Annotated in this window: 13 protein-coding genes and 1 tRNA gene; 10 read left to right on the top strand and 4 right to left on the bottom strand. The window is 71.9% G+C overall.

The features are described 5' to 3' along the window. The first annotated feature begins 61 nt into the window (after positions 1–61). Complete coding sequence (locus O7616_RS28625; protein ID WP_269682909.1) at positions 62–508, top strand: SRPBCC domain-containing protein; 447 nt, start codon at positions 62–64, stop codon at positions 506–508. Positions 509–781: 273 nt separating this feature from the next. Here the strand turns inward: O7616_RS28625 and aceE are convergent, their stop codons facing one another. Then, positions 782–3,520: a pyruvate dehydrogenase (acetyl-transferring), homodimeric type gene (gene aceE, locus O7616_RS28620; protein ID WP_348773841.1), complete on the bottom strand. Its 2,739-nt coding sequence runs from the start codon at positions 3,518–3,520 to the stop codon at positions 782–784. 179 nt (positions 3,521–3,699) lie between these two features. Here aceE and O7616_RS28615 point away from each other — a divergent pair, with 179 nt between their 5' ends. Both O7616_RS28615 and O7616_RS28610 read left to right on the top strand, forming a co-directional pair. Then, positions 3,700–4,128, top strand: a complete 429-nt coding sequence (locus O7616_RS28615) for a hypothetical protein (protein WP_282304797.1) — start codon at positions 3,700–3,702, stop codon at positions 4,126–4,128. 86 nt (positions 4,129–4,214) lie between these two features. Further along, positions 4,215–4,619, top strand: a complete 405-nt coding sequence (locus tag O7616_RS28610; protein ID WP_282304796.1) for a YjbQ family protein — start codon at positions 4,215–4,217, stop codon at positions 4,617–4,619. Positions 4,620–4,717: 98 nt separating this feature from the next. Here O7616_RS28610 and O7616_RS28605 read toward each other — a convergent pair whose 3' ends face one another. Then, a complete protein-coding gene (locus O7616_RS28605; protein WP_282304795.1) occupies positions 4,718–6,361 on the bottom strand; it encodes an alkaline phosphatase D family protein in 1,644 nt (547 codons plus the stop codon). A 327-nt stretch (positions 6,362–6,688) separates the two neighbouring features. Between O7616_RS28605 and O7616_RS28600 the strand changes: the two genes are divergently transcribed. The 7 genes from O7616_RS28600 to O7616_RS28570 all read left to right on the top strand — a co-directional run bounded on the left by O7616_RS28600 (position 6,689) and on the right by O7616_RS28570 (position 12,246). After that, a complete protein-coding gene (locus tag O7616_RS28600) occupies positions 6,689–7,093 on the top strand; it encodes a MarR family winged helix-turn-helix transcriptional regulator (RefSeq protein WP_282307756.1) in 405 nt (134 codons plus the stop codon). Between the two features lie 51 nt (positions 7,094–7,144). Then, positions 7,145–9,658, top strand: a complete 2,514-nt coding sequence (locus tag O7616_RS28595) for a thiamine pyrophosphate-dependent enzyme (RefSeq protein WP_282304793.1) — start codon at positions 7,145–7,147, stop codon at positions 9,656–9,658. 111 nt (positions 9,659–9,769) lie between these two features. Next, on the top strand, positions 9,770–10,207 hold the full coding sequence (locus O7616_RS28590; protein WP_007463483.1) for a DUF3052 domain-containing protein: 438 nt from the start codon (positions 9,770–9,772) through the stop codon (positions 10,205–10,207). Positions 10,208–10,295: 88 nt separating this feature from the next. Continuing rightward, the gene (locus O7616_RS28585; protein ID WP_282304792.1) at positions 10,296–10,760 is read left to right on the top strand and encodes a peroxiredoxin; all 465 of its coding nucleotides are present in this window, start codon (positions 10,296–10,298) and stop codon (positions 10,758–10,760) included. A 77-nt stretch (positions 10,761–10,837) separates the two neighbouring features. Next, positions 10,838–10,909, top strand: a tRNA-Val gene (locus O7616_RS28580). A gap of 208 nt (positions 10,910–11,117) precedes the next feature. After that, positions 11,118–11,690, top strand: coding sequence for a DinB family protein (locus O7616_RS28575; protein WP_282304791.1), 573 nt, complete (start codon positions 11,118–11,120; stop codon positions 11,688–11,690). Between the two features lie 7 nt (positions 11,691–11,697). Next, positions 11,698–12,246 (top strand): hypothetical protein, encoded by a 549-nt coding sequence (locus tag O7616_RS28570; RefSeq protein ID WP_282304789.1) that lies wholly within the window; start codon positions 11,698–11,700, stop codon positions 12,244–12,246. Positions 12,247–12,252: 6 nt separating this feature from the next. Here O7616_RS28570 and O7616_RS28565 read toward each other — a convergent pair whose 3' ends face one another. Next, entirely contained in the window at positions 12,253–13,641 is a 1,389-nt protein-coding gene (locus tag O7616_RS28565) for a hypothetical protein (protein ID WP_282304788.1), read from the bottom strand. Beyond that, complete coding sequence (locus O7616_RS28560; protein WP_282304787.1) at positions 13,638–14,141, bottom strand: SigE family RNA polymerase sigma factor; 504 nt, start codon at positions 14,139–14,141, stop codon at positions 13,638–13,640. The genes O7616_RS28565 and O7616_RS28560 overlap by 4 nt, the downstream gene beginning before the upstream one ends. Between the last annotated feature and the right edge of the window lie 80 nt (positions 14,142–14,221).

Below are 14,221 nucleotides of genomic sequence, written 5' to 3'. Positions count from 1 at the left end.
GTCCGATTTAGCGCATAGAGTGCCGATATCGTGGGATGTCCTCACCGGAGGAAGACGGAAAATGATCCTCGTTGAACGCAGTGCGCACGTGGCGGCGCCGATCGAAGTTGTCTGGGATGTCGTCCAGCGGGCCGAGCAGTTGCCGGCCTGGCTGGCGGGGGTCCGCGCGGCCGAAGTGCTCTCGGGAGAGGGCTTCGGCCGGCGGCAGCTGGTCCAGGCGGGGCGCGGCTCGGCGCATGAGGCCGAGGTGATCGCCTACCAGGAGCCGACGCTGATCGGCTGGCGGGAACGGGCCAAGGGGGCCGGCGCTCGGGCGGAGGCACGCACCGAGATCTACGTCCAGCTCACCACCGACGAGGAGGAGGGCGGGACCATCGTGCGGCTCATCGTCGTCCGTTGGCCGGCCGGGCCCGTCAAGGCGGCCCTGCTGCGCCTCGGACTGCGTCGGGTCGGCGCCGACCTGGAGGACTCGCTGGCCCGGCTCACCGACCTGGCCGCCGTCGGCTGACGAGAGCCCATCCTCCCGGCGCCACCCGCGACGGCGGTGGTCCGGATCCCCGCCAGGGACCCCGGCCCACCGCCGCTCCCGTTCCCGCCCCCACCGGCGTCGCCCACCCGCCCTGCTCGGCGTCGATCATGGACTTGTGGTGCCTGGTTCGCGGCCTTGTAACCGCTTCGTCCCCACCACAACTCCATGATCGACGCTGGCGGGCGGGGGTGAGTTCACCGTGGCGAGGGCCCGGCACGCGACAGCATGCCGGGCCCCGTTGGTCGTGCTGATTTAGCTGTCGCCGCCGGTCTCCCCGACCGGGGCGGCGTTGACGTCGTCGATCGCGTACTTCTTCGCAGCCTCCGCCGGTACGGTGGCCGCCACCGCGCCGCTACGGGCGAGCTGCCGCAGCGTGGCGACGACGATCGACTCGGCGTCGACGTGGAAGTGCCGGCGCAGCGCGTGCCGGGTGTCCGACATGCCGAAGCCGTCGGTGCCGAGCGACGTGTAGTCGCCGGGCACCCACCGGGCGATCAGGTCCGGTACGGCCCGCATCCAGTCGCTGACCGCGACCTTCGGGCCGTCCGCGTCGGCCAGCTTCTGCTGGATGTACGGGATCTTCGCCTCGGCGCCCGGGTTGAGGAGGTTGTACTCCTCGGTCTCCACCGCGTCGCGGCGCAGCTCGGTCCAGGAGGTCACCGACCACACGTCGGCGGCCACCCCCCAGTCCTGGGCGAGCAGCTGCTGGGCCTTGAGCGCCCACTGCATGCCGGTGCCGGAGGCGAGCACGTTGGCCTTCGGGCCGTCGACCTCCGGCGCCGGGGAGTAGCGGTAGATGCCCTTGAGCAGGCCCTCCACGTCCACTCCGGCCGGCTCGGCCGGCTGCAGGATCGGCTCGTTGTAGACCGTCAGGTAGTAGAAGACGTTCTCCTGCGCGTCCCCGTACATCCGGTGCAGGCCCTGCTCCATGATGTGCGCGATCTCGAACGAGAACGCCGGGTCGTACGCGACCACCGCCGGGTTGGTGGCGGCGAGCAGCAGCGAGTGGCCGTCCTCGTGCTGGAGGCCCTCACCGTTGAGCGTGGTGCGCCCAGCCGTGGCGCCCAGCAGGAAGCCCCGCGCCATCTGGTCGGCAGCCGCCCACAGCCCGTCGGCGGTCCGCTGGAACCCGAACATCGAGTAGAAGATGTACATCGGGATCATCGGCTCGTCGTGGGTGGCGTACGCCGAGCCCGCCGCCGTGAACGAGGCCACCGAACCGGCCTCGTTGATCCCCTCGTGCAGGATCTGCCCGGTCGTCGACTCCTTGTACGACAGGAACAGCTCCCGGTCGACCGAGGTGTAGCGCTGCCCGTGCGGCGAGTAGATCTTCGCGGTGGGGAAGATCGAGTCGAGGCCGAAGGTGCGGGCCTCGTCCGGGATGATCGGCACCCAGCGCTTGCCGAACTCCTTGTCCTTCATGATGTCCTTGAGCAGGCGGACGAAGGCCATCGTGGTGGCCACCTTCTGCTTGCCCGAGCCGCGCTTGACGTCGGCGAACCGCTCCGGACCGGGGATGGTCAGCCGCTTGGTGCTGGTCCGCCGGGACGGCAGGTAGCCGCCGAGCTGCTCGCGCCGCTCCTTCAGGTATTGGATCTCGTCGGACTTCTCACCCGGGTTGTAGTACGGCGGCAGGTAGGGGTTCTCCTCCAGCGCCGAGTCCGGGATGTCCAGGTAGAGCCGGTCGCGGAAGGTCTTCAGGTCCTCCAGCGTCAGCTTCTTCATCTGGTGGGTCGCGTTGCGGCCCTCGAAGTGCGAGCCGAGCGTCCAGCCCTTGATCGTCTTCGCCAGGATGACGGTCGGCTGACCGGTGTGCTCGGTGGCCGCCTTGTAGGCCGCGTAGAGCTTGCGGTAGTCGTGCCCACCCCGCTTGAGGTTCCAGATCTCGTCGTCGCTGAGCGGTTCGACCATCTTGCGGGTGCGCGCGTCGCGGCCGAAGAAGTGCTCCCGCACGTACGCGCCCGACTCCGCCTTGTAGGTCTGGTAGTCGCCGTCGGTCGTGGTGTTCATGAGGTTGACCAGCGCGCCGTCGGTGTCCGCGGCGAGCAGCGGGTCCCACTCACGGCCCCAGACGACCTTGATCACGTTCCAGCCGGCACCCCGGAAGAACGACTCCAGCTCCTGCATGACCTTGCCGTTGCCCCGGACCGGGCCGTCCAGCCGCTGGAGGTTGCAGTTGATCACGAAGGTGAGGTTGTCCAGCTCCTCGCGGGCGGCCACGCCGATGGCGCCCAGCGTCTCCGGCTCGTCCATCTCACCGTCGCCCAGGAACGCCCACACGTGCTGCTGCGAGGTGTCCTTGATGCCGCGGTGCTGCAGGTACCTGTTGAACCGGGCCTGGTAGATCGCGTTCAGACCGCCGAGGCCCATGGAGACGGTGGGGAACTCCCAGAAGTCCGGCATCAGCCGCGGGTGCGGGTACGACGGCAGCCCGCCGCCGGGGTGCGACAACTCCTGGCGGAACCCGTCGAGCTGGTGCTCGCTGAGCCGCCCCTCCAGGAACGCCCGCGCGTACATGCCGGGGGAGGCGTGACCCTGGTAGAAGATGTGGTCGCCACCGCCCGGGTGGTTCTTGCCCCGGAAGAAGTGGTTGAAGCCCACCTCGTACAGCGACGCCGAGCTGGCGAAGGTCGAGATGTGCCCGCCGACGCCGATCTCCGGGCGCTGTGCCCGGTGCACCAGCATGGCGGCGTTCCACCGGACGTACGCCCGGATCCGCCGCTCGACGTGCTCGTCACCCGGGAACCACGGTTCGCGCTCCGACGGGATGGTGTTGATGTAATCGGTGGTGGTCAGGGGCGGAACCCCGACCTGGCGCTCACGGGCCCGCTCCAGCAGGCGCAGCATGACGTAGCGGGCACGTTTGGCACCGCGCTCGTCGATGACACCGTCAAGCGACTCGACCCATTCGCTTGTCTCTTCAGGGTCGATGTCCGGAAGCTGGCTCGGTAGGCCGTCGCTGATCACCGGGCGCTTGCGTTCCGTAGCCACAGGCGTTCCCTCGGTTGTGTGTGGGATAGGTCTCTAGCGCCATCCTGCCCCCTGGTGGCACCTGCCGTCACGCCTAGGTGCCCTCGACGCGATGCTGAACACAGGTACTCGCCGGTAACTTAGCGCGACGACGCGGGGAACTCTGGGCGGTTTGCTCGCCACTCCTACCGTTGCGGAACATGAACAGGCGCCATGTCGCGGTCGCCGCGACCATGATCGTTGCCGGGGTCGCGGGCCTGGTGGTCGGCGTCGTCCAAGTCGCCTCCGGCGAGGCGGCATTGGTGGGACTGGTGGCCATCGGCGCCCTCGTGGCCGTGCTCGGAGCAGTCCTGCTCCGCGACACGGCCCGCGCGGCCCGGCAACCCGGCGGGTCCGCCCGCCGCCGTCCGGACACGGACGACAGCGGCCACCGCGTCTACCCCGGGCCGACCGGCGACGTCGGCAGCGAGTGGCACGTCAACCGCCAGCGCGACGGCGAGACCTCCGGCGGTACGGAGTCCGTCGGCGGCACCAGCGGTGACTCCGGCTGGGGCTGGTCCAGCGGTGACTCCGGCGGCGGCTGGTCCGGTGGCGGCGGTGACTCCGGTGGCGGTGGCGGCGGCTCCTGACCCCGCACCGGCCGGCCCGGCAGCGCCGCTGACCCGGTCGGTGGCGGCGGCGGTTCGGGACCCGCCGCTACGGCAGAATGCGGGGTATGCGCAGCGACGTCATCACCGTCCAGACCGGGTCCCGCCCGGCTGTCCGCGACATCACCGCGGAGGCCCAGCAGTTCGTCTCCGATGAGAGCGACGGGCTGCTGCACGTCTTCGTGCCGCACGCCACCGCCGGTGTGGCGATCATCGAGACCGGCTCGGGGTCCGACGACGATCTACTCAGCGCGTTGGACGACCTGCTACCCACCGAGGACCGCTGGCGGCACCGGCACGGCTCGCCCGGCCACGGCCGCGACCACGTGCTCCCGGCGTTCGTCCCGCCGTACGCGACGCTGCCGGTACTGGCCGGTCGGCTCGCGCTCGGCACCTGGCAGTCGATCTGCCTCGTCGACACCAACGGCGACAACCCGACCCGGCAGGTCCGTTTCTCCTTCCTCCCCGGCTGACGGCCGCCCGCGTCACGATCCGCGCGGCGTCCCTCGAACGGTGGCGCCTCGACCAGAGCGAGGCGCCGCCGTTCGAGGATCGTGACGCGTCGGGCGGGTTACGGGCGGGCGGTCTCCTGGTCGACGGTCTGCTGGCCGGGGTCCGTGAACGGCGTGGCGCTGCGGGCCGCCGACGGGACCGGGTTGTCCGCCGTCTGGTGCAGGCCGGGCACGCGGTCCTCGATCACGAACGAGGCCCGGGTGTACGCGGGCGCGCCCGGCCGGCTGACGTACGGCAGCACGTCGAAGTCGGCGGTGAGCTGTCCCGGGGTGATCGTGGTGCGCACGTACCCCCGCAGGTTGTTCTGGAAGCGCAGGTGCGGGTTGAACGCGAACCACGGGTGCGAGCCGGCCGCCGAGTCCGCGCCGTCACCCGTCGAGGTGATCGAGGAGCAGACCAGTTCGGTGCCGACGGTGCGCGAGGTCGGGTCGGCGTAGTCCAGCTTGAGATCGCTGGCCCAGTGCGCGTGCACGTCGCCGGTCAGCACCACCGGGTTGCGTACCCCGGCAGCCAACCAACCTCGGGTGATGCGGTCCCGGGAGGCGACGTAGCCGTCCCAGGCGTCCATGCTGGTGACGGTGAGCGGGCCGGAGTCGTTGTCCCGTTGGGCGAAGAAGACCTGCTGGCCCAGGATGTCCCACTGGGCGTCCGAGCGACGGAAGCCGTCCAGCAGCCACGCCTCCTGTGCGGCCCCGGTGATCGACCGGGCCGGGTCGCTTGCCGCCGCGCAGTCCCGGTAGCCGTCGCCGCAGGCCTGGTCGTCGCGGTACTGCCGGGTGTCGAGCATATGGAACGTGGCCAGCCGCCCCCAGCGCACCCGCCGGTAGAGCTGCATGTCGATGCCGCGGGGGATCGACGTGCGTCGCAGCGGCATGTTCTCGTAGTACGCCTGGAACGCCGCCGCCCGCCGCGCGGGGAACTCCGGGTCCGTCGCCTCAGGCACCTCGTCGGCCCAGTTGTTCTCCACCTCGTGGTCGTCGAACACCACCGCCCACGGCGCCACCGCGTGTGCGGCCTGCAGGTCGGCGTCGGTCTTGTACTGGGCGTGCCGCTGCCGGTAGTTGGCCAGCGTCCGGGTCTCCGGTCCCTCGTGGTCACGCGGGTTGCCACCGGGGACGTTGTACGTGTCCGGGGCGTACTCGTACTGGTAGTCGCCCAGGTGCAGGATCAGCTCCGGCTCGGTCTCGGCCAGCCGCCGGTAGGCGGTGAAGTAGCCGTGCTCGTACTGGGAGCAGGAGGCGAAGCCCATCGCCAGGGCGGCCGGCATGCTCCACGGAGCCGGGGCGGTGCGGGTGCGTCCGGTCGGCGAGACATGGCGCTCGGCCCGGAACCGGTAGAAGTATTCGCGCCCGGGCAGCAGGCCGGCCAACTCGACGTGCACGCTGTGCGCCGAGCGGGTGCGGGCGACCGCCACCCCGCGGCGCACCACGTGCCGGAACCGCTCGTCGGCGGCCAGCTCCCAGTGCACCGGCACGTCGCGGTCCGGCATGCCGCCGAGGCCGTCCTCGGCCAGTGGCTGCGGGGCCAGGCGGGTCCACAACACGAACCCGTCGTGGTCGGGGTCGCCAGAGGCCACACCGAGGGTGAACGGAAAGGCCAGCGGTCGACCCGCCGCCGCGCCGGCCGCCGCCGGCAAGCCGGTGACCGCGCCCGCGGCGCCGACCGCGCCGGACAACAGGATGGTACGTCGGGACAGTGACACGAATCCTCCCCAGAGTCCGATCTTCGTGACTCCGGGAGCCTCGCGAGCCCCGGTGGCCGACAGGTGACAGTGAGTGGCCCTACTCGTCGCCGGCAGTCGAACACCGCTGGCCGCTGTCGATGCGTACCGACCCCCGATCCGCCGTCCGAGGGTGATCCGGCGGCCGGGCCGGGACCGACGATGCCCGTCCGGTCGTCGTGCCGAACCTGATCGCTGACCTGGACGACCGGCGCCGGTGCGTACGATGTGGCCGTGGGGCAGGAGGTGGGTTCCGTAGCAGGTGGACCGGTGGACCGGGCTGGTCTCGCCGCCGATGTGCTGCGCCGGATGGCCCACGTCAGCGACGCCCTACGACACCAGCAGGGCTCCGCGTTCGCCGAGTTGGGGCTGACTCCGGCAACGGCTCGGGCGTTGCGCGAGCTGGACCCGGACCGCCCGCTGCCGGCCCGGGATCTCGCCGGCCAACTGGGCTGCGACCGGTCGAACGTGACGGTGCTTGTCGACAAGCTGGAGCAGGCGGGGCTGGTCGAGCGACGCACCGACCCGGCGGACCGCCGGCAGAAGACGTTGGTGGTGACCGCGAAGGGCCGCGTCGAACGGGATCGGGTGACCAGGGTGATGTCCGACTCCCGACTCCTGTCCGGGCTGACCGACGGGGAGCTGCGTACCCTTCGTGACCTGGTCTGGAAGGTGTCCGACGGTGGTCGCCTGGAGCCCTGCGGTCCGGAGTGAGTCGGCCCGCGGCGGCCGTGTCCCGCTGGGCGACCGGGCCTCCCGTCGGTAATGCTGTGCGACGTGACCACCCCGCAAGACCTCGACGACCGCTTCCGGGAGACGCTGGCGGCGCTGCCTGCCGCGGAGCGTCGGCGTGACCCCGCCGACCCGGTCACCGACGACGCCCCACTGACCGGCGCGCAGGTGCTGGACCTGTTCGACGCGCAGGTGACCAGCCGGCAGCTCGACCTGGCGGGTCGCTGGCTGCGCAGCTTCGGAGAGGGTTTCTACACGATCGGTTCGGCCGGGCACGAGGGAAACGCCGCGGTCGCCGCCGCGCTGCGCCCCACCGATCCGGCGCTGCTGCACTACCGTTCCGGTGCCTTCTACTGCCTCCGTGCCGCCCAGGCCGCCGCCGCGGCGCCGAGCGAACCAGGCTCGTCCGGAGGTCCGGCGGCGACCGGCGACCCGGCGCCGACCGCCGGTCCGGCGACCTACAGCGACCGGGGGCCGAGCACCTATCCGGCGCCGACCGCCGACGCCGAGTCGACCGCCGACAGCGACCCGTCCGGGCCCGCGCCGGCCTCGACGAGCGGCGGCGGGTTCGACGCGTACGCGGACGCGGCCCGGGACGTGCTGCGCGGGATGGTCGCCTCCAGCGAGGAGCCGATCGCCGGTGGTCGGCACAAGGTGTTCGGTCGGGCCGACCTGGCCGTGGTGCCGACCACCTCCACGATCGCCTCGCACCTGCCCCGGGCGGTCGGGATGGGGCTGGCCGTGGAACGGCTGCGCCGACTGGACAGCGCCGGTCGGCGTACCGGAGGCGGGGTTCGGGTCGGCAGCGGCGCGGGCGTCGCGCACGTTCCGTGGCCGCCGGACGCGATAGTGGTGTGCTCGTTCGGGGACGCCTCGGTCAACCATGCCAGCGCCACCGCGGCGTTCAACACCGCCGGGTGGTACGACCACGCCGGTCTGCGCATCCCGGTGCTCTTCGTCTGCGAGGACAACGGGCTGGGCATCAGCGTCCGGTCACCGGAGGGCTGGGTCGAGGCGACCCTGCGCGCCAAGCCGGGCATCCGCTACTTCAGCGCGGACGGGGCCGACCCCGTGCGGACGTACGAGGTGGCGGCGGAGGCCGCGGCCTGGGTACGCCGCAACCGCCGTCCGGCGGTGCTGCACCTGCGCACCGTCCGCCTGATGGGGCACGCCGGGGCGGACGCGGAGTCGGCGTACCGCAGCCCGGCCGAGCTGGCCGAGGACCTGGACCGCGACCCGGTGGTCGCGACCGCGCGGCTGCTCGTCGACGCCGGGGTGGCGACCGGCGAGGAACTGCTGGCGCGGTACGACGAGACCGGCTGGCAGGTACGCCGGTTGGCCGAGGAGGTGCTGGGCGAGCCGAAGCTGGCGTCGGCGGCCGACGTGGTGTCGGCGCTGGCGCCCCGCCGTCCGGTGCGGGTGGCGCGGGCGGTGGCCGACGCCGCGGCGCGGGCCGGCGGTCCGGGCGCGGCGGCCCGCGCGGAGGCGTTCGGTGGCAAGCCGCCGGAGCTGACCGGTCCGCTGACCCTGGCGCAGAGCATCAACGCCGCGCTCGCCGACGGGATGCTCGATCATCCGCAGATGGCGGTGTTCGGCGAGGACGTGGCCGCCAAGGGCGGCGTGTACGGGGTGACGAAGGGGCTGCGGGACCGTTTCGGCCCGGCCCGGGTCTTCGACACTCTGCTGGACGAGACGTCGGTGTTGGGGCTGGGGCTGGGTGCGGGGCTGGCCGGGATGCTGCCGGTGCCGGAGATCCAGTATCTGGCGTACCTGCACAACGCCGAGGACCAGCTCCGTGGCGAGGCGGCCACGATGCGGTTCTTCTCGCAGGGGGCGTTCCGCAACCCGATGGTCGTGCGGGTGGCCGGGCTGGCGTACCAGGAGGGGTTCGGCGGGCACTTCCACAACGACAACTCGGTGGCCGTACTCCGGGATGTGCCCGGTCTGGTGGTCGCGGTGCCGGCGCGCCCGGACGACGCCGCGCCCATGCTGCGGACCTGCCTGGCCAGCGCGGCGGTGGACGGCAGTGTGTGCGTGTTCCTGGAGCCGATCGCGCTCTACCACACCCGTGACCTGTACGCCGACGGTGACGGGGAGTGGATGGCCGGCTACCCGGAGCCGGGGGCGTGGGTCGCCGGGCACGTGCCGATCGGTCGGGCCCGGGTCTACCGGGTCGGCTCGGCGGACGACCTGACCATCATCACCTTCGGCAACGGCGTGCGGATGTCGCTGCGCGCCGCGGCCGTCCTCGCCGAGGAGGGGGTCGGTACCCGGGTCGTGGACCTGCGCTGGCTGGCCCCGCTGCCGGTGGCCGACATCATCCGCGAGTCCTCGGCGACGGGCCGGGTGCTGGTCGTGGACGAGACCCGCCGTTCCGGCGGGGTCGGCGAAGGTGTGATCGCCGCTCTGGTCGACGCCGGATATGTCGGTGCCGCGCGGCGAGTCGCGGGAGTTGACTCGTTTGTACCATTAGGTCCGGCAGCACGTCATGTTCTGGTCTCCATGGACGCCATTACCGACGGTGCCCGTACGCTGCTGGCACGGTAAATTCCGTTCCACCCGGTGCGCCACTTGCGCAGGGACCAACAACTGTGTGGACTTGCCTGACGGCGTCGCACAGACGCCACGAGCAGGGACGAGATGAGGAGGCACGCGACAGTGAGCGCGACCGCTGGTCAGGCCGCCGACGGGGTACGCAGCCTGGCGGACCGGTTCGGGATCGAACCGGGGATGGTCGTCATGGAGATGGGGTACGACGACGACGTCGACCAGGATCTCCGAGACGCCCTGACCGACCGCTGTGGAGATCTGGTCGACGAGGACACCGACGAGGTGGTCGACGCGGTGCTGGTCTGGTACCGCGACGGCGACGGTGATCTCTTCGAGCTTCTCGTCGATGCCCTCGGCCCGCTGGCCGACAACGGGGTCGTGTGGCTCCTCACCCCGAAGGCGGGGCGTGACGGGCACGTCGAGCCGAGCGAGGTCGCGGAGTCCGCGCCCACCGCCGGCCTTCAGCAGACCTCGACCGTCAACGCCGGCCGGGACTGGAGCGGAGCACGTCTGGTGCTGCGGCGAGGGGCTAAGGCCAAGAAGTAGCCTCCGCCGCTTCGCGCACCCGGTGGCCCGCACCGCCGCCGGGTGGCGCGCCGGTGCCGTCTCCCTGACCGAGCCGAGGAGGGTTCGCATGCCCATCGAGGTCGGCGCCGAGGCGCCGGACTTCGTGCTCAAGGACCAGAACAACCAGGAAGTCCGGCTCTCGGCCTTCCGGGGTCGGCGTGCCGTCCTGCTGGTCTTCTACCCGCTCGCCTTCACCGGCACCTGCCAGGGCGAGCTGCACGAGGTGCGGGACAACCTCGACGTGTACGAGAACGACGACGTCCAGGTGTTGACGGTCAGCGTCGACTCGGTCTACAGCCACAAGGTCTGGGCCGACCGCGAGGGCTACCGGTTCCCCATGCTGGCCGACTTCTGGCCGCACGGCGGTGTCGCCCGGGCGTACGGGGTCTTCGACGACAGCGCCGGCGTCGCCAATCGGGGCACCTTCGTCATCGACAAGAGCGGCGTGGTCCGCTTCGCCGAGATGAACAGCCCGGGCATGGCCCGCGACCAGCAGGGCTGGCGCAAGGCCATCGCCGAAGTGACCGTCTGACCGGGGTACGCCGTGCGCCCGGGTCGGCGGCGGGCAGGGTAAGCTTGCCAGCCACCGGCCCGCCGCACGGGCGATCCGGGCGCGTAGCTCAGTGGGAGAGCACTCGCCTTACAAGCGAGGGGTCGCAGGTTCGAAACCTGCCGCGCCCACCCTTCACCACCGTCAGTCCTCGACCGCCGTGACGAGCGTCAGACTTCGGGGCGAAGCACCCGGAGGAGGGCGGTCCGTAGCGCCTCGGCGGCCTCGACAGGGGTTGCCGAGGTCTAGCCGAACCACCCCCGTGGCTTCACCCGGCGCGCTCCATTCGTGTCCGCGCGGGATGGACCTCCCTCGGGCGGCTCGTTAGCCTCGATCACCATGACCAACGCAGACGAGCACGGTCACTGCGAGCCACCGATCGCGGGCGACGAGACCGCCACCCTGCTGGGCTCCCTGGAGCGCCAGCGCGCGACCTTCGCGTGGAAGACCGGTGGGCTCGACGCCGACGGGCTGCGGGTGACGCTCGGCCCGTCGTCGATCACCCTGGGCGGGCTGCTCAAGCACCTCGCCTTCGTCGAGAGCTTCTACTTCTCACTGAAGCTGGCCGGGCGCTCGCCCGGCGCACCCTGGGACACCGTCGACTGGGAGGCGAACCCGGGCTGGGACTGGTGGTCAGCCGCCGAGGACACCCCGGAGCAGCTCTACACGCTCTGGCGGGATTCGGTGAACCGCTCCCGCGCCATCGTGACCGAGCTACTGACCGACGCCGGGCCGGAGCAGTTGGCCCGGGGCGAGTGGCCCGACGGCCGGGTGCCGAGCCTGCGGCGGATCCTCGTCGACCTGATCGAGGAGTACGCCCGGCACGTCGGCCACGCCGACCTGATCCGCGAATCGGTGGACGGGCTCACCGGGGAGGACCCGCCCCGGCCGGCCGCACCACTCACGCCATGATGGGCGGGTGCAGGACACCGTCGCCGTCGCGCTGATCACCTCACTGTCCACGTTGGCCGCCGCCGCCCTGACCGGGTTGGTCGGCGCGCTCAGCACCCGCCGGCAACTGGCCCACCAGCTCACCGTCGCCCGGCAGGAGAGCGTCGAGCGCCGGGCGACCCGCCGGGACGAGCTTCGCCGGGACGCGTACGTCGGGTTCCTGAGCGCCTGCGACCAGGCGTACCGGCAGTTGGACCGGCGGTGGCTCGAAGCCGGCGGGACTGGGCCGGTGCCCGGCTACGACGAGGCGTACGCGGCCATGCGCGCCGTGGACGAGGCGTACAACCTGGTGTTGCTGGAGGGCCCGGCGGCTGTCGAGGCGGTGGCCCGGTCCGTGCTGACCAGCCTCACCCTGGAGTACGCCGACCAGCGCCGCTTCCGCGACGAGCCGGGGGAGGCGACCGTTCCGCTGCGCGACCGGCACCGGGAGCGCTGGCTCGCGGCGATCGAGGTACGCACGAACCGCCGGATCGCGTTCGTCGACGCGGTACGCCCGGTATTGGACGGCGGCGAGTGAGGCCCCTCACCCACTGGTTCGGCGTGCCCGCCTGACCCGGCGATCGTAGCCCCACAGCGCGATTCGCCGGCGATTCGCGTAGAGCACCCCTACCGTGACGAGCATGGTGAGGAGACCCGTCCAGAACCAGAACCGCCCGCCCACACCGCCCGGTGGCTGTGCGTCGCGGACGCGTCCGTTGCGGATCACCTGGTCGGCGATGTCGACGGCGATCACCTGGTCCGGTGCGGTCAGCACGGTTCGCGGCGCGCTGGCACCGGGCGTCAGCGCCAGCACCCGCACGGTGCGCAGGCGCTGGTCGCTCGTGGGTGGGTTCGACTGCTCCTCCAGTGGCAGGTCGGGGGCAGCGGGGTCCGGCAGGTAGGCCGCGACCAGCGCCGACCCGTCCGGTGCCCAGCCGAGCAGCCGGATGGAGACGACCCCGGACACGGCCGGCAGCGCCAGCGGACCGACGTCCTGTCCGCTGGTCGGATCGACCTGGCGCAGGGTCCACCCGGCGTCCGCCCCACGGGTGGCCAGCGTCAGGTTCGTGCCGTCCGGACGCCACGCGCCCTTCCCGGCCAGCCACGTCTCGCCGGGCAGGGCGAACGAGGACAGTTCCCGGCCGGCCAGGTCGGTCACGGCGACGGTGCGGCCGTACTGGTAGGCGATCCGACCCGGGGCGGCGGCGACCGTCGAGCCGACGTACGCCTCCTGCGCGACGGCGGCCAGCCTGGTCCACCGCTTACCGGCGACTGTCACCGCGCTCAGCACTGTGGTGTACGTGGCCCCGTCGAACGCGACCGGCACCTCGTCGCTGACCACCAGCGACCCGCCGTCGGCGGACCAGCCGACAGGTGCGCTCCAGACACTGCCGTCCACGGGCGACGAGAGCCGCTGGGTTCGCCCCGTGACCAGGTCGACGACCTCGACACCCGGGGGATCGTCCTGGGCTCCGTCCGGCCGGGCCAGGTACCGGCCGTCGGGGGAGAGGTGCACCTTTCTGCCCGCCAGTGACTCCCCGCCGACCCGCATGATCCGGTAGCGGTCGGAGTCCGCGCCGACCACGCCGACGACGTTCACGTCGTTCCAGCCGTGCAGACGTGGTGCGGGCCCGTCGAAGACCACCGACGCGGGACCGAGCCGGGGGCGGTCGGTGACGTGCAGCGTGCCGAGCGGCGGCAGGGCGATGTGGTCGGGCAGCGCGCCGTTCGCGGTGGCGGCCGGATCGAGGCCGGGGGTACGGGTCAGCGGCACCACGACGCCGGCCACCGCGAGCAGCACCAACGCCGCCGCGCCGACGCCCACCCGGCGCAGGCGGTTGCGGCGGGCGGTGGCGAGAGCGCGCTCGTACACCGGGTAGGTGGGCACGTCCTCGGCGGCGGAACGCAGGGCGTCGCGGAGCCGGGCGGTCATCGGGTGCTCCTCTCCGCGGTGGCGTCGAGCAGGTCGGGAGCGACCGCTCGGAGTCGGCGCAGCGCGTCGTGGGCGTGGCGTTTGACGGTGCCCAGGGAGCAGCCGAGCAGGTCGGCTACCTGCGCTTCGGTGCGGTCCTCGTAGTAGCGCAGCACGATGACGGCGCGTTGGCGGGGAGTGAGGTGGCGCAGCGCGGCCGTGAGGGTCAGTCGCAGGGCGGTCCGGTCGGTGTGGTCGCCGCCAGCCCGTTCGGTGGGCTCGGCTTCGAGTCGTTCGGCGAGGCGTCGGCGTCGCCACCAGGAGACCTGCTGGTGGTACATGACGCGGCGGACGTACGCCTCCGGGTCGCCGTCGCGGATGCGTCGCCAGTGACGGTAGGTGCGGGCCAGGGCGGTCTGCACGAGGTCCTCGGCGAGTTGGTGGTCGCCGGTGAGGAGGTAGGCGGTCCGGGACAAGGCAGGAGAACGCTGCACCACGAACTCGTGGAACGTCTCGGTCATGCCCACCCCCTCGGTGAGAAGAACGCCGCCCGTACGGCGGATGGTTGAGGACCTATCCTCGCGGTGCGAGCAACAAGGGG

The organism is Micromonospora sp. WMMD964, from assembly GCF_029581455.1.
GTDB lineage: Bacteria > Actinomycetota > Actinomycetes > Mycobacteriales > Micromonosporaceae > Micromonospora.
The sequence above is the reverse complement of the archived record's forward strand: the minus strand, read 5'-3'. Positions and strand labels throughout refer to the sequence as shown.